15 protein-coding genes are annotated in these 18,065 nt (G+C 74.4%); 10 read left to right on the forward strand and 5 right to left on the reverse strand.

From position 1 onward, the window contains the following. Window positions 1–52: 52 nt before the first annotated feature. From PVK74_RS12875 to PVK74_RS12895, 5 genes are all read left to right on the forward strand, one after another. Complete coding sequence (locus tag PVK74_RS12875) at window positions 53–1,852, forward strand: AMP-dependent synthetase/ligase (protein WP_064446408.1); 1,800 nt, start codon at window positions 53–55, stop codon at window positions 1,850–1,852. A 14-nt stretch (window positions 1,853–1,866) separates the two neighbouring features. Next, window positions 1,867–3,561, forward strand: a complete 1,695-nt coding sequence (locus PVK74_RS12880) for a sensor histidine kinase (protein ID WP_043329391.1) — start codon at window positions 1,867–1,869, stop codon at window positions 3,559–3,561. Between the two features lie 7 nt (window positions 3,562–3,568). Beyond that, on the forward strand, window positions 3,569–4,237 hold the full coding sequence (locus PVK74_RS12885; RefSeq protein ID WP_013287678.1) for a response regulator transcription factor: 669 nt from the start codon (window positions 3,569–3,571) through the stop codon (window positions 4,235–4,237). A gap of 196 nt (window positions 4,238–4,433) precedes the next feature. After that, complete coding sequence (locus PVK74_RS12890; RefSeq protein ID WP_043329389.1) at window positions 4,434–5,246, forward strand: SAM-dependent methyltransferase; 813 nt, start codon at window positions 4,434–4,436, stop codon at window positions 5,244–5,246. Window positions 5,247–5,322: 76 nt separating this feature from the next. After that, entirely contained in the window at window positions 5,323–6,990 is a 1,668-nt protein-coding gene (locus PVK74_RS12895) for a putative bifunctional diguanylate cyclase/phosphodiesterase (RefSeq protein ID WP_205797365.1), read from the forward strand. A 48-nt stretch (window positions 6,991–7,038) separates the two neighbouring features. On the opposite strand, the gene PVK74_RS12900 is transcribed toward PVK74_RS12895, so the two are convergent. From PVK74_RS12900 to PVK74_RS12915, 4 genes are all read right to left on the reverse strand, one after another. Next, a complete protein-coding gene (locus PVK74_RS12900) occupies window positions 7,039–8,163 on the reverse strand; it encodes a glycosyltransferase family 4 protein (protein ID WP_274479119.1) in 1,125 nt (374 codons plus the stop codon). Next, window positions 8,160–9,419, reverse strand: coding sequence for a M48 family metallopeptidase (locus PVK74_RS12905; protein WP_069088999.1), 1,260 nt, complete (start codon window positions 9,417–9,419; stop codon window positions 8,160–8,162). The genes PVK74_RS12900 and PVK74_RS12905 overlap by 4 nt, the downstream gene beginning before the upstream one ends. A gap of 477 nt (window positions 9,420–9,896) precedes the next feature. Next, window positions 9,897–10,124: a hypothetical protein gene (locus PVK74_RS12910; RefSeq protein WP_043329386.1), complete on the reverse strand. Its 228-nt coding sequence runs from the start codon at window positions 10,122–10,124 to the stop codon at window positions 9,897–9,899. Window positions 10,125–10,332: 208 nt separating this feature from the next. Then, on the reverse strand, window positions 10,333–11,733 hold the full coding sequence (locus PVK74_RS12915) for an NYN domain-containing protein (protein ID WP_113972547.1): 1,401 nt from the start codon (window positions 11,731–11,733) through the stop codon (window positions 10,333–10,335). 127 nt (window positions 11,734–11,860) lie between these two features. Between PVK74_RS12915 and PVK74_RS12920 the strand changes: the two genes are divergently transcribed. The 5 genes from PVK74_RS12920 (at window position 11,861) to PVK74_RS12940 (ending at window position 17,314) form a co-directional block, all read left to right on the forward strand. Further along, window positions 11,861–13,618 (forward strand): DEDD exonuclease domain-containing protein, encoded by a 1,758-nt coding sequence (locus PVK74_RS12920; protein ID WP_274479120.1) that lies wholly within the window; start codon window positions 11,861–11,863, stop codon window positions 13,616–13,618. Between the two features lie 129 nt (window positions 13,619–13,747). Then, on the forward strand, window positions 13,748–15,535 hold the full coding sequence (locus tag PVK74_RS12925; RefSeq protein WP_030500149.1) for a RelA/SpoT family protein: 1,788 nt from the start codon (window positions 13,748–13,750) through the stop codon (window positions 15,533–15,535). A 39-nt stretch (window positions 15,536–15,574) separates the two neighbouring features. Continuing rightward, the gene (locus PVK74_RS12930; protein ID WP_064445183.1) at window positions 15,575–16,102 is read left to right on the forward strand and encodes an NUDIX hydrolase; all 528 of its coding nucleotides are present in this window, start codon (window positions 15,575–15,577) and stop codon (window positions 16,100–16,102) included. Next, window positions 16,099–16,974 (forward strand): nucleotidyltransferase family protein, encoded by an 876-nt coding sequence (locus tag PVK74_RS12935; RefSeq protein ID WP_274479121.1) that lies wholly within the window; start codon window positions 16,099–16,101, stop codon window positions 16,972–16,974. Before PVK74_RS12930 ends, PVK74_RS12935 begins: the two co-directional genes overlap by 4 nt. 52 nt (window positions 16,975–17,026) lie before the next feature. Continuing rightward, window positions 17,027–17,314, forward strand: a complete 288-nt coding sequence (locus PVK74_RS12940) for an Lrp/AsnC family transcriptional regulator (protein WP_043329379.1) — start codon at window positions 17,027–17,029, stop codon at window positions 17,312–17,314. Window positions 17,315–17,374: 60 nt separating this feature from the next. On the opposite strand, the gene PVK74_RS12945 is transcribed toward PVK74_RS12940, so the two are convergent. After that, window positions 17,375–18,043: a DUF4142 domain-containing protein gene (locus tag PVK74_RS12945; protein ID WP_030500146.1), complete on the reverse strand. Its 669-nt coding sequence runs from the start codon at window positions 18,041–18,043 to the stop codon at window positions 17,375–17,377. Window positions 18,044–18,065 lie beyond the last annotated feature (22 nt).

Raw genomic sequence — 18,065 nt, forward strand, 5'->3', positions numbered from 1 at the left:
TCGACAGAGCCGACCAGGCCGGCCCCCGCCGGTAGAGCACGAGGGAGTGCAGGTGCGCGAGTTCTCCGTCCCGCCGATCGTCACCGTCGGCGACGCGGCCAACCTGACCGACCCGGTCTGGGAAAACGCCGAGGTCGCCCCGGACACCGTGCAGTTCGTCCGTCCCGGCGCGGGGACGGCGCGCGAGGAGGTGACCTGCCGGCAGTTCCGCGACGAGGTGGTCGCGGTGGCCCGGGGCCTGATCGCGGCGGGCGTCTCCCCCGGCGACCGGGTCGGCCTGATGAGCCGCACCCGCTACGAGTGGACCCTGTTCGACTACGCGATCTGGGCCGCCGGCGCGGTCACCGTGCCGATCTACGAGACCTCCAGCGCCGAGCAGGCCGCCTGGATCCTCGGCGACTCCGGCGCCGTCGCCGTGGTGGTGGAGAGCACCGCGCACGCCACCCTGGTCGCCGGCGTCCGGGACCGGCTGCCCGAGCTGCGCGAGGTCTGGCAGATCGAGCTGGGCGCGGTGGACGACCTGGTCACCGCCGGCGAGGCGGTGGACCCGGCCGAGGTCGAGACGCGCCGTTCCATGCTCAAGGCCGGCGACGTCGCCACGATCATCTACACCAGCGGCACCACCGGCCGGCCGAAGGGCTGCGTGCTGACCCACCGCAACATCTACACCGACATCGCCAACGCGGTGCCGGTGCTGCCGAACCTGTTCCGCCCGGGCGCCTCGACGCTGCTGTTCCTGCCGCTCGCGCACGCCTTCGCCCGGCTCATCCAGGTCGGCGTGGTGCACGCCCGGGCCACCATGGCGCACTGCGCGGACACCAAGAACCTGGTCGCCGAGCTGCAGGACGTCAAGCCGACGTTCGTGCTCTCCGTACCCCGGGTCTTCGAGAAGGTCTACAACGGCGCGCGGCAGAAGGCCGAGTCCGAGGGGAAGGGCAAGATCTTCGACCGGGCGGAGAAGGTCGCCATCGCCTGGAGCGAGGCGCAGGAGCTGCCCGGCGGTCCCGGCCTGGGCCTGCGCGCGCAGCACGCCCTCTTCGACAAGCTGGTCTACCGCAAGCTGCGGGCGGCGATGGGCGGCCGGTGCCGCGACGCCATCTCCGGCGGCGCGCCGCTGGGCGCGCGCCTCGGGCACTTCTTCCGCGGCATCGGGGTGACCATCTGCGAGGGGTACGGCCTGACCGAGACCTCCCCGGCCGCCGCCGCGAACCTGCCCACCGGCACCCGGATCGGCACCGTCGGCCGCCCGCTGCCCGGCGTCACCATCCGGATCGAGGACGACGGCGAGGTCCTCATCGCCGGCGACATCGTCTTCCAGGGCTACTGGCACAACGAGGCGGCCACCGCCGAGGCGATCAGCGCCGACGGCTGGTTCCGCACCGGCGACCTCGGGCACCTCGACGAGGACGGCTACCTGAGCATCACCGGCCGCAAGAAGGAGATCATCGTGACCGCCGGCGGCAAGAACGTCGCCCCGGCGGTGCTGGAGGACCAGGTCCGGGCGCACCCGCTGATCAGCCAGTGCGTGGTGGTCGGCGACCGGCAGCCGTTCATCGCCGCGCTCGTCACCATCGACGAGGAGGCGCTGCCGAAGTGGCTCGCCGCGCAGGGCCGCCCGGAGACCACGAGCATCGCCGAGCTGCGCGAGGACGCGACGCTGCGCGCCGAGGTGCAGGGCGCGATCGACCAGGCCAACCAGGCGGTCTCCAAGGCCGAGGCGATCAAGGTGTTCCGGATCCTGCCGCAGGACTTCACCGAGACCACCGGTGAGCTGACCCCGTCGCTGAAGGTCAAGCGGCAGGTCGTGCACAAGACGTACGCCTCGGAGATCGCGGAGATCTACCAACGCTGACTACGATCCGTCACGTGCCCGCCTCCACATCCGGCCAGCCGCAGACGCAGCCCCTCGCGGTCGCGGCCCGCGCGGTCCTCCTCGCGCTGGTCGCCGCCCTGACCCTGTTCGCCACCCGCGACGCCGCCCAGCTCTGGTGGATCGCCCTGCTGGGCGTCGCGGGGCTGCCCGCCGTGCTCGCCCCACAGCACCGGCTGCTCACCCCGATCAGCAGGTTCGCCGAGGTGGTGGTGCTCGGGCTGGCCGCCAGCCAGGTCGCCGCCGACACCCACCTCACCGGTGTCACCGGGGGCGTTGGCGCCTCGGCGGTGCTGCCGTACCTCGCGGTGCCGGTCACCGTGACCGCGCTGAGCCGCCGGTTCCGCGAGGGCGCCGCGCTGCTCGCGGTGGCGGCGGCGACGCTCGTGGCGAGCGCCGCGTTCACCCGGGTCGACGGCGGCGCGCAGCTCGGTCAGGTCGGCTACCTGGCGGTCTGCGCCCAGTGGCTGATCCTGGCCGGTCTCGGCCTCTACACCGCCGGCACGCTCCAGCGCGTGATGCGGGTCCGCGGCGAGGGCAAACCCCAGCCGTACGCCGAGGCGACCCGGCTGCTCACCCAGCTGCGTACCGTCGCCCGCCAGCTGCCCGGCGCCACGCTCGACCCGGGCGGCATCTCCGAGCACCTGCTGGAGGAGCTGCGGGTGGTGGCGAAGACCGACCGGGGCGCGGTGCTCTCCGCCAGCGGCGGCGGCCGGCTGGTGGTGCTGGCCCAGATCGGCGCGGACCGGGTCGACTGGGAGACCACGCTCGACGCCGACTCGGCCATCGCCGACGCCTGGGCCAGCCAGCAGCCGACCGTCTCGTCCCGGTCGCAGGCCCGGTCCCGGCACTCCGGCGAGGTCTCCGCGCTGATCGTGCCGCTGGTGGCCGGCGTACGCACGGTCGGCCTGGTGGTGATCGAGGCGGACACCGCCGCCGCGTACCCGCCGCCGGTGGTGTCCCGGGTGACGGCGCTGACCGGCCCGGCGGCGCTGCGGCTGGAGGCGGCGCTGCTCTTCGACGAGGTGCGCTCGCTGGCGACCAACGAGGAGCGGCAGCGGCTGGCCCGGGAGATCCACGACGGGGTCGCCCAGGAACTGGTCATGGTCGGGTACGGCATCGACAACGCCCTGGCCACCGTGCACGAGGACGCCGACGAGACCGCCGACTCGCTGCGCACGCTGCGCCAGGAGGTGACCCGGGTGATCACCGAGCTGCGGCTGAGCCTGTTCGAGCTGCGCAGCGAGGTGGACCGGCACGGTGGCCTGGCCGCCGCCATCGCCGAGTACGCCCGCACCGTCGGCGCCTCCGGCGGCCTGCGGGTGCACCTGTCACTCGACGAGTCCACCGCCCGGCTGCCGGCCGCGACCGAGGCCGAGTTGCTGCGCATCGCGCAGGAGGCGGTGACGAACGCCCGTAAGCACGCCGGCGCGTCGAATCTGTGGGTCACGTGCGAGGTGGATCCCCCGTACACCCGAATCGAAGTGTCGGATGACGGTCACGGCATCGGTGACCAGCGCCCGGACGGGCACTATGGCCTTGCGATCATGGCCGAGAGGGCGGAACGTATCCGAGGCCGGTTGGAGATCAGGCCACGTCGACCCAGTGGGACGACAGTGGCCGTGGTGCTCGGCTCGTCGCCCCGGCGCGATAAGGTGCGCGGCAGCGCCGCAGCAGCAGAAGGGGAGTAACCCGAGGATGACCAGCAGTCCGACACCGGCCACCCGTACCAAGGTTCTCCTAGTCGACGACCACGACCTCATCCGTAAGGGTCTTCGTCACGCGTTCGAGCGTGACCGTCAGTTCGAGGTCGTGGGCGAGGCCGCCACCGCCGCGGAGGGCGTGCGCCAGGCCGGCGCGCTCCAGCCCGACGTGGTGATCATGGACCTTCGCCTGCCCGACGGCAGCGGCCTGGAGGCCACCCGCGCCCTGCGCAAGTCCAGCGCGTCGATGGGCATCGTCGTGCTGACCATGTACGCCGGCGACGACCAGCTCTTCGGCGCCCTGGAAGCCGGCGCGAGCGCGTTCGTGCCGAAGACCGCGCCGGCCGACGAGGTGGTCGCCGCCGCCCGGCACGCCGCCTCCTCCCCCAGCGCGTTCACCGCCGCCGACCTGGCCGAGGCGATGAAGCGCCGGCTGGCCCCGTCCGGCCCGCAGCTGTCCCCCCGTGAGGGCCAGGTGCTGCGGCTGCTCGCCGACGGCATGAGCGTGGCGGGCATCGCCAAGCAGCTGTTCGTCAGCGAGTCGACCGCCAAGACCCACATCTCCAAGCTCTACGAGAAGCTGGGCGCCGCCAACCGGGCCCAGGCGCTGATGACCGCGCTGCGGCTGGGCCTGCTCGAGGCACCGGACGCGCCCAAGTTCTGAGGCACACCGCCGGAAGAGGCCCCGTCCACCGCGGACGCGGGCCTCTCCGGCGTCGTGGGTGCGGCTGACCGCGTACGGTGAACGGCCGGACGCATAGCGACGACGGTCTTTGCACCACGACGGCGGAGGGGCAGAATACCCGGGTGATCCGCGCGGCGGTGACCACCGCGCGCCGTCGACACCCGAGGGGCAGGACATGCAGCGGCCGGACTGGGCACCCGAGACGATCGACATCGAACGCCCCAGCGTCGCCCGCATGTACGACTACTACCTCGGCGGCTCGCACAACTTCGCCGCCGACCGGGCGGCCGCCCGCGCGATGGTGGAGGCGGTGCCGGAGGCGCCACTGATGGCCCAGGCCAACCGCGCGTTCCTGCGCCGGGCCGTGCAGTACCTCGCCCAGGCCGGCGTCCGCCAGTTCCTCGACATCGGCTCCGGCATCCCCACCGTCGGCAACGTGCACGAGATCGCCCAGCGGATCGACGGGCAGTCGCGCGTCGTCTACGTCGACGTGGACCCGGTGGCGGTGGCGCACAGCCAGGAGATCCTGGCCGGCAACGAGCACGCCACCGTGCTCCAGGAGGACCTGCGCCGCCCGGAGGCGATCCTGACCCATCCGGAGGTCACCCGGCTGCTGGACTTCAGCCGTCCGGTCGCGGTGATGATCGTGGCGGTGCTGCACTTCATCCCGGACAGCGACCGCCCCGAGGAGATCCTACGGACGCTGCGCGGAGCACTGGCGCCCGGCAGCCACCTGGTGCTCTCCCAGGCCAGCGAGGAGGGCCGCGACGGCACCGGCGAGCGGGCCGAGGCGGAGCGGGTCTACCGGCGCACCGACAGCCAGCTCTGGATCCGCAGCCGGGCCGAGCTGACCGCGCTGTTCGACGGCTTCGAACTGGTCGACCCGGGTGTGGTGTGGGTGCCGCAGTGGCGGCCGGACTCCCCCGACCAGGCCGAGAACGCCGAGCGGGCCGTGTTCATGGGCGGGGTCGGGCGGCTCGGTGGGTGACGACGCGGCCCGCAGCAGGCCCGGCGTGTTCGCCCGGGCCTGGGCCAAGGCGGTGTCCGGCACCAGCTACCTGCCGATGACCCAGTCGCAGCTGGAGGAGATGCTGCAACGGCTCACCGAACGGCTGGCCCAGGCGCTGCGTGCCGAGCCGTTCGACCTGCGGATCGGCCAGCAGGTCGGCGCGGAGCTGGTGCAGGCGCACATCGCCTCCGCCGAAGGGCTGGGCCGCACCGTCGAGGTGATCCAGCTGCGCCTGGTCCGCGACCTCGACCTGGTCGTGGACGACGTCGAGGACCGGATGGCCCGGCTGCTCGCCACCGTCGCCACCGGGTACGCCCGCGCGCTGCGCGACCGCACGCTCGACGAGCAGGAGTCCATCCGCCGGGCCGCCATGATGGCCCGTGCGCAGGCGGAACGGGCGCTGCGCGACAGCGAGGCCCGGTTCCGGCACCAGGCCACCCACGACCCGCTCACCGGCCTGCCCAACCGCACGCTGTTCACCGAGCGGCTGGCCGCCGCGATCAACCGGGGCGCCGACCGGGTCGGCGTCTGCTTCCTGGACCTGGACCGGTTCAAGGTCGTCAACGACTCCCTCGGCCACCAGGTCGGCGACTCGTTGCTGGTCGCGGTGGCGCAGCGGCTGCACGAGGCGCTCGGCGAGCATCTGGTGGCCCGGCTCGGCGGCGACGAGTTCGTGATCCTGATCGAGCGCACGACCGGCACCGACGACGCGGTGCAGGTCGCCGAGGCGGCGCTGGCCGCGGTACGCGAGCCGGCGCTGGTCGACGGCCACGAGCTGACCGTCTCGGCGAGCATCGGCATCGTGGAGCGCCCGGTCGCGGGCACCTCCCCGATGGAGCTGATGCGCGCGGCCGACAGCACGCTGCACTGGGCCAAGGCCGCGGGCGGGGCCCGCTGGTCGCTGTTCGACGCCGACCGCAACCGCCGCGACCTGGCCCGGTACGCGCTGTCCGCGGCCATCCCCGCCGCCCTGGACCGGGGCGAGTTCTACCTCGACTACCAGCCGCTGACGTCCCTGCGCGACGGGCGGGTCCTCGGCATGGAGGCGCTGGTCCGCTGGCGCCACCCCGAACTGGGCGTGCTGCGGCCGGACAGCTTCATCCCGCTGGCCGAGGAGACCGGGCTGATCGTCCCGCTCGGCAGCTGGGTGCTGGCCGAGGCGTGCCGCGAGGCGGGCACCTGGTCGGCGGTCGACGGCGACGCGCCGTTCGTCAGCGTCAACCTCGCCGTACGCCAGTTGCACCGGGCCGACCTGGTGCCCGAGGTACGCGGCGTGCTCGGCCGCACCGGCCTGCCGCCGCGCCGGCTGCAACTGGAGATCACCGAGAGCACCATGATGAGCACCGTGGTCGAGCCGGTGCGGGCGCTGCGGGTGCTCGGTGACCTGGGGGTCCGGGTCGCCATCGACGACTTCGGCACCGGCTACTGCAACCTCGCGTACCTGCGGGACCTGCCGGTCGACGAGCTGAAGGTGGCCGGTGAGTTCGTCACCGGCCTGCGCGCGCCGGACAGCGGCACCGACGAGCGGATCCTCGCCTCGCTCGTGTCGCTGGCGCACGCGCTGGACCTGACCGTCACCGCCGAGGGCGTGGAGACGGCCGACCAGGCGGACCGGCTGCGCGCGATCGGCTGCGACGCCGGGCAGGGCTGGCACTTCGGCCGCCCCGGCCCGGCGGCGCCGCACCTGGGCCGGGTGCCCGTGCACGTCGAAGCCGTCTCCTGAGGCGGCTCGGCCGTCGTGCCGGAGCCGCTTGCGGGTCGGGGGCGGCGGTCAGCCGGCCAGCACCGCGGCCATCCGCTGCGCCTGCGTCTCCCAGCGCCACTCCCGTTCCACCCACGCCCGGCCGGCGGCGCCGAACTGCCGGGCCAGGTCCCGGTCGGCGAGCAGCGTGGCCACCCGGTCGGCGAGCTGGGCCACGTCCCGGCCGCCGACCACGTACCCGGTCTCGCCGTCGCGGACCGCGTCCGGCGCGCCCCCGGAGTCGCCGGCCACCACCGGCAGCCCGGTGGCGCCCGCCTCCAGGTAGACGATCCCGAGGCCCTCCACGTCCAAGCCCCGGTTACGGGTGCGGCAGGGCATCGCGTACACGTCACCGGCCGCGTAGTGGGCGGGCAGGTCGGCCGACGGCACCGAACCGGTGAACACCACGTCCTGTTCCAGTCCGCTCTGCCGGGCCAGCTTCTCCAGCGTCGAGCGGTACGGCCCGCCGCCGACCACCAGCAGCGCGGCGCCGGGCACCCGGCGGCGGATCTCCGGCAGCGCGCGGATCAGCATGTCCTGGCCCTTGCGGGGCACCAGCCGCGACACGCACACCACCACCGGCCGGTCGGCCAGCCCGAGCCGTTCGCGGACCTTCGTGCCGTCGACGTCCGGGTGGTAGGTGTCCACGTCCACGCCGGGCGCGAGCCGCCGCAGCTCGGTCAGCCCGTCCAGCACGCGCGCCAGCCGCGTCCGGGTGTACTCGCCGAGGTAGGTGGTCACGTCCACGCCCCGGCCGATCCGGCGCAGGGCCGAGCGGGCGCCGGGCAGCGCTGCCCATCCGACCTCGTGTCCGTGGGTCAGCGCCACGGCCCGGCGGATCCCGGACCGCCGCCGCAGGCCCGCCGCGAGCAGCCCCAGCGGGGCCGCCGCGCCGAACCAGACCGTGTCGCAGTCGTACGCGCGGGCCAGCCGCGCCGCCCGCCGCGCGATCAGCGGCGTGGGCAGCAGCACCCGGGTACGTTCCCGCACCACCTCGAACGGCTGGTCGGCGTCGAACTTCTCCGCCCCGCGCCAGCTCGACGCGTAGACCACCACCGAGCCGGGCTGCTGTCGCACCGCGAGGTTGTGCACGAAGGACTGGATGCCACCGGGGCGCGGCGGGAAGTCGTTGGTGATCAGCAAGGTGCGGCTCATCGGCCGGACTCCCTGGCATAGGCGCGGGCGGCGGCCATCCGCTCCACGGTGGACGGGTGGGTCGCCGACCAGAGGTGCTCCCAGCGCGGCGGGTCGGGGTCGGCCAGGTTCACCCCGGCCAGCCGGCGCTGCATCGCCTCGAACGTCGCCGGGTCGCCGGTGAGCGCCAGCGCGTGGGCGTCGGCGCGGGCCTCGATCCGGCGGGAGACCAGCGCCTGCACCGGCGTGGTGAGCAGGCCGGCGACCGTGACCAGCGCGATCAGCAGCGGGAACGCCCGCGGCTGGGCGATCGAGTCGACGCCGGCGAGCCGCAGCAGCGGCGTCCAGGAGCCGATCAGGTAGAGCGCCACCACCGCGGCGGCGGCGCCGAGCGCGCCGAGCAGCGTGCCGGTCCACACGTCCCGGTCCTTGGCGTGGCCCAGCTCGTGGGCGACCACGCTCGTCACCTCGGCCGGCTCCGCCTCGCGCAGCAGCGTGTCGTAGACCACCACCCGCCGCGTCGGGCCGAGCCCGGAGACGTACGCGTTCACCGCCCGGGTGCGCCGCGACGCGTCGGCGACGAGCACGTCGCGCACCGGTACGCCGTCCCGGGCCGCCATCGCGGTCAGCTCGCTGCGCAGCGGGCCCGGCTCCATCGGCGTGAACCTGTTGAACACCGGCTCGACGAGCACCGGCAGCACGAACGACAGCACCACCACCAGCGCCGCCGCGCCGGCCGCGCCGAACGCCCACCACCAGCGCGGGGCCAGCCGGACCACGGTGTAGAAGCCGAGCAGCACCAGCGCGCCGATCACGGCGCTGACCGCGTACGACTTGAGCAGGTCGACCGCCCAGCCGCCCCAGCTCTGGGTGCTCAGCCCGTAGCGGACCAGCACGGTGCGCCGCCAGGCCGCGAACGGCAGGGTGAGCAGGTCGGCGAGGAACATGACGGCCAGCCCGCCGAGCACCGCCTGCGCGATCCAGTGCCCGCCGAAGGGCCGGCCGGCCAGTTCGACCAGGCGTCCGCCCAGCGGGGTCAGGCCGAGCAGCAACGCCACCACCAGCCCGACCGCCAGCGCCGACCAGGCCGCCGGGCGCAGCGCGCCGTGGAACGCGCGGCCCCGGGTCACCTGTTCGGCCGGAAGGTCACGCAGCGCCGCGAGCTGGTCGGCTCGGGGCGCGGGCGGCCGGCTCCACGGCACCAGAAGCGCCACCGCCACGAGCAGCGCCACCGCCAGGCCGGCCAGGGTCAGCAGGGCCCACGCGCGCGGGGTCACCGCTCCACCCCGCCGTCGTGCCCGGTCCGCGTCATCCCGCCCCCTCCCGCCGTGACCGCTCATCCTATTGCCCGGCCACGCAAGCGAGACCGTGCCCGCCCCGCGGCCCCGCCCCGCGGCCCCGCCCCGCCCCCGCGCGGCCCCAGCCCGCCCCGCGCGCCGATCTTGGAGTTGTGGCGGCTAACAAACGTGGCTACTCGGACATCCTGGGCACCACAACTCCAAGATCGACGGCCCTTGCCGGGGCGGGGACGAGAAGGAGGGTCAGATGTGGCTGGATCCAGACTCGGGGGATCGAGGAGCAGCGCATGCCAGGGTGGGCCGACGCGGCAGACGGCGGCCCGGGCCCGATCGACATGCGGTGGACGGGGTGATCCCGCGGCCGGCCTGAGCACCCCGGGGCAGCGTTCCTTCAGCGGCAGGCGGAAGCCGGCGGGCGGCGGGCGGCGGGCGGCGGGCGGCGAGCGGCGGGCAGCGTCAGGCGACCCGGCGGCGACGGCCGGGGCGGCGGGGCATCGGCGCCAGCGCCTCCGCGGGCGCGGGGGGTGGTAGCACCTCGACCTCGAACCCGGCCCGCGCGAACACCTCGATCGCCCGGTGCTCGGCCGGGCCGAGGTCGGCCGGGTCGGAGTCGAGCAGTGCGGTCACCAGGCAGCCGGAGCAGCCGGCGCCACGGTTGCCGCAGGTGTCGCAGTCGATGAGCATCAACGCCTCCTGACGGGTCGCCGGTGGCGCTCGGGGAAGGGACCACCACCGTCGGTCACCAGAACGCTAACGCCGGGGTACGACAGAACCGGACAACGAGGCAGCACCCGCCGCGAACCAGAACCAGTACGCCGAAGTGGCGCGATCAGCACGCGCCCGACCCCACCACTCCCCCGATCTGGAGTCGATCAAGGGGGAGAGAGAAGGCTCAGGACCGGGCCAGGCGCCGCAGCAGCGAGTCGGCGCCCAGCGGGTACGCGCCGTGCCGGCGTACCCCGTCGGCGACCTCGCGGTCGGAGGAGACCACGACCACCGGCCGCCCGGCCGGCTCGGCGCGGACCAGCCGGCGGATCAGCTCGTCCGCGGTCTCGCCCTTACGGGAGAACAGCACCCGCACGCCACGCGGCGCCGGGGGCAGGCCGTGGATCCGCTCGGCGCCGTCGAAGACGACTGTGACCTCGTCCCCGGTCTGCGCGGCGATCCCGCCCAGCCCGGTGATCAGCCGTTTGCGCTGCTGCTCCAGCGACATCTCGCCGAAGCCCCGCTTCGTCACGTTGTAACCGTCCACCACCAGGTGTGCCCGGGGCAGCGCGAGCAACTGGTCGAGGCGGGCCGGGTCGTCGGTGTCGCGGGCCCGCGTCGACGGGCCGGCCTGCGCGGCGCCCGGCTGCTCGGCGAACGCGTCGGCGACGAAGTCGGCCGGAAGCTTGTCCACCGGGTCGAGCGCCAGCTCGCGGCGCAGCCCGACCGCGGCCTGGCCGATCGTCTCCAGCAGCAGCCACAGCCGGGCGTCGTCGACCGACCGGGCCTCCTTGGCGCTGGCCCGGGCCACGCCGGCGGCGGCCTCCGCCTCGGCCAGCCGGGCCCGGGCGCGGCGCAGCTCGGCGTCCGCGTCGGCCGCCGCGCGGGCCGCCCGGCCCCGCTCGGTGGCGAGCAGTTCGGTGGCCTTGCGCTCGCGGGCCTGGGTCTCCCGCAGGGTACGGGCGAGCTGGCGCGCCTCCTCGCGGAGCTGACCGAGTTCCTCGCGGACCCGGGCCAGCTCGTCGCGCAGCTTCTCCGCCTCCACCCGGGCCACCGCCCGGTCGTGCTCGGCGCGGGCGGCCCGCTGCTCGGCCTCGCGGACCAGTTCGGCCACCACAGCGCTGTCGGCCTCGGCGCGTACCGCCTCGCCGCTGGCCTCGATCAGTTCCCGCCAGCCCCGGGGCCGGGCCAGGTAGGCCAGCGCGGCCACCTCGACCGGGTCGGCCGCGGCCGGGGCGGTGCCCTCCACCACCGCCGCGCCGAGGTCGCCGGCGTCGGCGAGCACCCGGGCGGTGACCCGCTGCCGGAACAGCGGGTCGGCGGTGAGCTGGGCGGCGATCGCGGGCGCGCCGAGCCGGGCGCGGCGGTTCGGGGCGAACTTGGCGACCCGCCGCAGCGGCACCGGCACCTCGTCGGCGGGCAGGCCGGGCAGCACGGCCGCGGTGAGCGTCACGATCCGCTGCCGGACCGGTTCGGGCAGGGTGGGCTCGGGCTCGACCGGGGTCGGCGCGTCCTCACCGGCGCCGGGCACGCCGAGGACCGGCTCCTCCGCGGAGGAGTGGTCGTCGTGCGGCTCGGTGAGGGGCATGAGGCAAGTCTCCCACCCCGAACGGGCCCACCGCCCGGTGAGTGAGCCGATCTCTCATCGTACCCCCGTGGTATCTCCTGGGGCCGCAGTGACGCAAGTGTCGGACCGTGCCGCTAGCGTCCCGCGGGTGACACGAGCGGAGTACGTCCAGGAGTCGCTGGCCGGCCTGGACACTGCGGCGGGCAGCGGCGTGGACCCGGCGCTGCCGCTCTACGCGACCACCTTCGTGGTGGTCGACCTGGAGACCACGGGCGGCGCGCCCGACGGCGGCGGGATCACCGAGATCGGCGCGGTGAAGGTGCGCGGCGGCGAGGAGCTGGGCGTGCTCGCCACGCTGGTCAACCCGGGCGTGCCGATCCCGCCGTTCATCACCGTGCTCACCGGCATCACGCAGGCCATGCTGCTGCCCGCCCCGCCGATCGAGCAGGTGCTGCCGAGCTTCCTGGAGTTCGTCGGCGACGCCGTGCTGGTCGCCCACAACGCGCCGTACGACGTGGGGTTCCTCAAGGCGGCCTGCGCGAAGCACGGCTACCGCTGGCCCAACCCGCGGGTGCTGGACACGGCCGCGCTGGCCCGGCGGGTGCTGACCCGCGACGAGGTGCCCAACCGCAAGCTGGGCACGCTCGCCGCCTACTTCCGCACCGCGACCCAGCCCACCCACCGGGCGCTGGACGACGCCAAGGCCACCGTCGACGTGCTGCACGGGCTGATCGGCCGGCTCGGCGGGCACCGCGTCGACACGGTCGGCGAGGCGATCGAGTTCGCCCGCGCGGTCACACCCACCCAGCGCCGCAAGCGGCACCTCGCCGACGGGCTGCCGAAGGTGCCGGGCGTCTACATCTTCCGGGCCGCCGACGACCGGCCGCTCTACGTCGGCACGTCCGGCGACATCGCCACCCGGGTGCGCAGCTACTTCACCGCCGCGGAGAAGCGGGCCCGGATCTCCGAGATGCTCGCCGCCGCCGAGCGGGTGGAGGCGGTCGAGTGCGCCCACTCGCTGGAGGCGGAGGTCCGCGAGCTGCGGCTGATCGCGGCGCACGCGCCGCCGTACAACCGCAGGTCGAAGTATCCGGAGCGCCAGGTGTGGCTGAAGCTCACCGACGAGGCGTACCCCCGGTTGTCGATCGTGCGCGACATCGCGCCGACCGACACGGCCTACCTGGGGCCGTTCCGGTCCCGGCAGGCGGCGGAGCTGGCCGCCGCCGGCTTCCACGACGCGGTGCCGCTGCGGCAGTGCACGCACCGGCTGTCCCGGCGCACCACCACGCCGGCCTGCGCGCTGGCCGAGCTGGGTCGCTGCCCGGCGCCCTGCGAGCACCGGATCACCCCCGAGGAGTACGACGACCGGGCGGCGACGCCGTTCCGCACCGCCACCAGCGACGATCCCGGTGTGGTGGTGGACGCGCTGCTCGCCCGCATCGAAGTGCTGTCGGCCGCCCAGCGCTACGAGGAGGCGGCTGTGGTGCGCGGGCGGCTGGTCGCGGTGCTGCGCGCGGCGGTCCGGATGCAGCGGCTGGCCGCGCTGACCGGCATCGCCGAGCTGGCCGCCGCCCGGCCGGCGGCCCGGGGCGGCTGGGAGCTGGCGCTGGTGCGGCACGGGCGGCTGGCGGGGGCCGGGGTGTCCCCGCCGGGTGTCCATCCGCGACCGACGATCGACGCGATCCGGGCCACCGCCGAGACGGTGCTGCCCGGGCACGGGCCGGTGCCGGCCGCGACCGCCGAGGAGACCGAACGGATCCTGTCCTGGTTGGAGCGACCGGAGACCCGCCTGGTCGAGGCGAGCGCCGGATGGGCCTCGCCGGTGGCCGGCGCGGGGCGTTTCCGCGACCTCCTGACGAAGGCGGAGAGCGGCGGAACCCACAAAGTCTCGACCGAACGCTCATGACCAACTGACCGATCGGACTACCTCGACTCCCTTAGTCTGTTAAAGGAGTGCAGACCTGCCCGATTCGCGGGCTCTGCTCCCGGTCGCCGGTTCCCGGCGGCCGAGGGCCGGGGTGAGGAGGTGTCCCAGGTGGACGTCGACGCCGGACACGGCGCCGCCCTGGGTGGCGCGCTTCCAGCCCAGGGCGAACTGCCACTCACCCGCCGCCTGCGTTCCCTGCTCACCTGGCCGACCTCCGACGGCGACCCGGTCACCGCGCTGGTCCGGGCCCATCGCGGCATCCACGCGAGCGCCGACGCCTCGGTGTTGCGCCGCGCCTACACGATCGCCGAGAACATGCACCGCGGCCAGTTCCGCAAGAGCGGCGAGCCGTACATCACCCATCCGCTGGCGGTGGCGCAGATCTGCGCCGACCTCGGCATGGACACCATCACGCTGGTCGCCGCGCTGCTGCACGACACGGTGGAGGACACCCGCTACACGCTCCAGGCGCTCCAGGAGGACTTCGGCCGCGAGGTCGCCCACCTGGTCGACGGCGTGACGAAGTTCGACAAGGCGTTCTACGGCAAGGCCGCCGAGGCGGAGACCGTCCGCAAGATGATCGTGGCGGCCGGCAAGGACGTCCGGGTGCTGGTGATCAAGCTGGCCGACCGGCTGCACAACATGCGTACGCTCGGCGTCCGCTCGGCCGCGTCCCGGGAGCGGATCGCCCGCAAGACCCAGGAGGTGCTGGTCCCGCTCTGCGACCGGCTCGGCATCCAGACGCTCAAACGCGAGCTGGACGACGTGGTCCTGCTGCACCTGCGGCCGGAGGAGCACGCCCGGCTCGCCCGCTTCGTGCACGACCGGCCCGGCTGGGACGCCTACCTCGCCGACGTGGTGGCCCGCACCCGGGTGGCGCTGCGCCGCAACCGGGTCGACGCCGACGTCTCCCCCCGCCCCCGCCACCTCTACTCGATCTGGAAGGACACCGTCGCCGGCGGTCACACGGCCCCGTACGACCTGCCGCGTATCGCGATCGTGGTGGACGGTCCGGCGACCGACTGTTACGCCGCGCTGGGCGCCGTGCACGGGCTCTGGCGGCCGGTGCCGGGCCGCTTCAAGGACTTCATCGCCTCCCCGAAGAACAACCTCTACCGCTCCCTGCACACGAGCGTCTGCGGCCCGCAGGACCGCACCGTCGAGGTGCTGATCCGCACCACCGAGATGCATCGCTCCGCGGAGTACGGCGTAGCCGCCCACTACCGCTTCCCCCGCGCCGCGGGCCGGGCCGTCGACCGGGCGGACGAGCTGGCCTGGCTGCGCCGGGTGCTCGACTGGGAGCAGGAGACCGTCGACCCGACCCAGTTCATGGAGTCGCTGCGCTGCGACCTGTCGGAGGCGCAGATCCAGGTCGTCGCCGACGGGCGGCAGGTGGTGCTGCCGGCCGGGGCCACGCCGGTCGACCTCGCGTACGAGCTGGGCACCGAGCGCGGCGACCACTGCCTGGCGGCCCGGATCAACGGCCGGCTCGCCCCGCTCTCCTCCGAACTGGAGGAGGGCGACGTGGTGGAGATCTACACCGAGCGCGACGCGGAGAGCGGCTTCGAGGCCGACGTGGCCCCGCGCGGCCCGCGCCGGGAGTGGCTGGGCTTCGTCAAGTCGCCGCACGCCCAGATGCAGATCAACCGCTGGTTCGCCGAGCACACCGAGCCGGGCATCTCGATCGCCGACAAGGTACGCCTCGGCCGGGCCTCCATCGGGCTGGCGCTGCGCAAGCACAACCGGGGTCTGGCCAGCGACCTGCCGCTGCTGCGGCTGTCCGAGGAACTGGGCTACCCCGACCTGGAGACGATGCTGGTGGCGGTCTTCGACCGCACCGTCGAGCCGGACACCGTGGTCCAGCAGTTGATCGATCTGGTCGACCACAGGCAGTAGACGAAGCCGGTCCGCGCCGGGACCACTAGCCTGGACGGCATGATCCCCCGCGCGCGTGCCACCGGACGGGCCCTCGGCTACCAGATCTTCTACCGGCTTCCGGTCCCGCTGCGGCGGCGGCTGGTGCGGCTGGCCGTGCCGAAGTACGTCGTCGGCGCGGTCACGCTGGTCAAGGACGCGGAGGCCACCGGCGCGGGCCGGATCCTGCTGCTGCGCCAGCCGCCCGGCTACAGCTGGACGCTGCCCGCCGGGCTGCTGCAACGCGGCGAGGCCCCGGTGGTCGGCGCCGCCCGGGAGCTGTACGAGGAATCAGGTGTCCGCCTGTCCCCCGACGCGCTGCGCCCGGCGGTGCCGAACGCGGTGGTGCACGCCAAGGGCTGGGTGGACGTGGTCTTCGAGGCGGAGGTGCCGGCGTCGACCACCGAGCTGAAGGTGGACGGGGCCGAGGTCTTCGAGGCCGCCTTCCATCCGCTGGACGACCTGCCCCGGCTCAGCCGCGCCACCGCGAACCTGCTGGGCTTCTACGGCATCGGCCCGCGCGCCGGCGAGCGCCCACCGGCCGCGTGAGCACCCCGTACGCGGGCGCTCCGGCGCCGGGGGGCGAGGTGTGCGCGGTGGTGCTGGCCGCCGGTGAGGGCACCCGGCTGCGCCCGCTCACCGAGCGGGTGCCGAAGGCGCTCTGCCCGGTCGGCAACGTCCCGCTGCTGGACCGGGCGCTGGCCCGGCTGGCCGGGCTCGGCCTGGCCGGTCCGGAACGGGTCGCGGTGAACGCCTGCTACCTGGGTGACCAGGTGGTCGCGCGGGTCGGCGACCGGGCCCACCTGTCGGTCGAGCCGGACGCCCCGCTGGGCACCGCCGGAGGCGTCGGCCGGCTGCGAGACTGGATCGCCGGCCGGGGCGTGCTGGTGGGCAACGCCGACGCGTACCTGGCCGATCCGGCGGCCCCGCCCGGGCCGGACATCGCCGCGCTGCTGGACGGCTGGGACGGGCACGGCGTACGCCTGCTCGGCCGGCCCGCCGACGACCCGGACGCCCCCGGGACGTTCGAGGGCCACGAGTTCGTGGGTTTCTCGCTGCTGCCCTGGCGGCTGGTCCGCGACCTGCCGGCCACGTTCGGCGACCTGGTCCGGGCGGTGTGGCGGCCCGCGGAGGCGGCCGGCGCGCTCACCGTGGTGCCCTACCGGGGCACGTTCTACGACACCGGCACCCCGGCCGACTACCTGGACGCCAACCTGCACGCCGCCGGACCGGACGGGCTGGTGGACCCGGCGGCGACGGTGACCGGCCGGCTCACCGGCTCGGTGGTGGGCGCGGGCGCGCGGGTGGACGGCGACGTGGACCGGTCCGTGGTGTGGCCGGGCGCGACCGTCGCGGCCGGGGAGAGCCTCCACCGGGTGATCCGGGCCGGGGACGACCTGACCGTCCCGGCGGCGCGGTGAGGGCCGCGGGATCTAGCATGGGCCTCGTCGCCGACGAACGGAGAACCGTCCCGTGATCACCGCGATCGTGCTGATCGACTGCGCCACCGACTCCATCCCCGAGGTGGCCGAGACCCTGGCCAACCTGCCCGGCGTCAGCGAGGTCTACTCGGTGGCCGGGCACGTCGACCTGATCGCCATGGTCCGCGTCCGGGAGTTCGAGCAGATCGCGCAGGTCATCGCCGGCAGCATCTCGAAGGTGCCAGGCGTGCTGAACACCGAGTCGCACATCGCGTTCCGCGCGTACTCCCAGCACGACCTGGAGGAGGCGTTCGCGATCGGGCTCGCGAGCGCCGACTGACACGAGCCGGTGGCCGGCCCGCCCCGTGGGCGGACCGGCCACCGTCGACCGTGCGGTACGTCAGCTCTGGCTGGGCACCGGGGTCTCCGTGGTGCCCGGAGCGGGCTCCTCGGTCTCGGTGCCGCCCGGAGCCGGCGACTCGGTGCCACCCGGCGAGGTGGTGCCGCCCGGGCTGGGCGTGCCGCTGGCACTGGTCTGCGGAACCGGGACACCCAGCGTCTGGGCCAGGGCCACCAGCGCGTCGTAGTGCGCCTGCAGGACCGGCAGCGCGTCCTGCGCGATCTGCACCACCGACTGCTCCGAGCCCTGCGAGATCTCGGTCTGGGTGGCCTGGATGGCCTGGACGTGGCCGGCGAGCTGCGCGGTCACCCAGGCCTTGTCGAACTCGGCCCCGTTGAGGTTGTTCAGCTTGTCGAGGACCTTCTGCTGGTCGGCGGTCGGGTCGGCCGGCAGCTGCACGTTGAGCTGCTGGGCGGTCGACTGCACCGTCTGGTCCAGCTGGGTGTGGTCCGTGACGAACATCTTGCCCAGGTCCTTGACCTGCTGGTTCTGACCCTTCTGCTGGGCCAGGTTACCGGCGGTGATCTCGAACAGGTTGACCTGGTGCACCGCCTGCAGGTACTGCGTGTCCTGCGTCGACGGCTGCGCCGCGGCCTGTGCCGCGGCGGCGGGCGCCAGCCCCACGACCACCAGCGCGGCCATCAGGCCCAGGCGTTTGATTCCCAGCATCTTTCCTCCCCCATGAGACGTC

The sequence above is a fragment of the Micromonospora chalcea genome, assembly GCF_028768405.1.
Classification (GTDB): domain Bacteria; phylum Actinomycetota; class Actinomycetes; order Mycobacteriales; family Micromonosporaceae; genus Micromonospora; species Micromonospora chalcea.

Coding starts and splice junctions, on each gene's coding strand:
- PVK74_RS12885 (WP_013287678.1), top strand. CDS start 3,569: ATGACCAGCAGTCCGACACCGGCCACCCGTACCAAGGTTCTCCTAGTC.
- PVK74_RS12890 (WP_043329389.1), top strand. CDS start 4,434: ATGCAGCGGCCGGACTGGGCACCCGAGACGATCGACATCGAACGCCCC.
- PVK74_RS12895 (WP_205797365.1), top strand. CDS start 5,323: ATGACCCAGTCGCAGCTGGAGGAGATGCTGCAACGGCTCACCGAACGG.
- PVK74_RS12900 (WP_274479119.1), bottom strand. CDS start 8,163: ATGAGCCGCACCTTGCTGATCACCAACGACTTCCCGCCGCGCCCCGGT.
- PVK74_RS12910 (WP_043329386.1), bottom strand. CDS start 10,124: ATGCTCATCGACTGCGACACCTGCGGCAACCGTGGCGCCGGCTGCTCC.
- PVK74_RS12915 (WP_113972547.1), bottom strand. CDS start 11,733: ATGCCCCTCACCGAGCCGCACGACGACCACTCCTCCGCGGAGGAGCCG.
- PVK74_RS12930 (WP_064445183.1), top strand. CDS start 15,575: ATGATCCCCCGCGCGCGTGCCACCGGACGGGCCCTCGGCTACCAGATC.
- PVK74_RS12945 (WP_030500146.1), bottom strand. CDS start 18,043: ATGCTGGGAATCAAACGCCTGGGCCTGATGGCCGCGCTGGTGGTCGTG.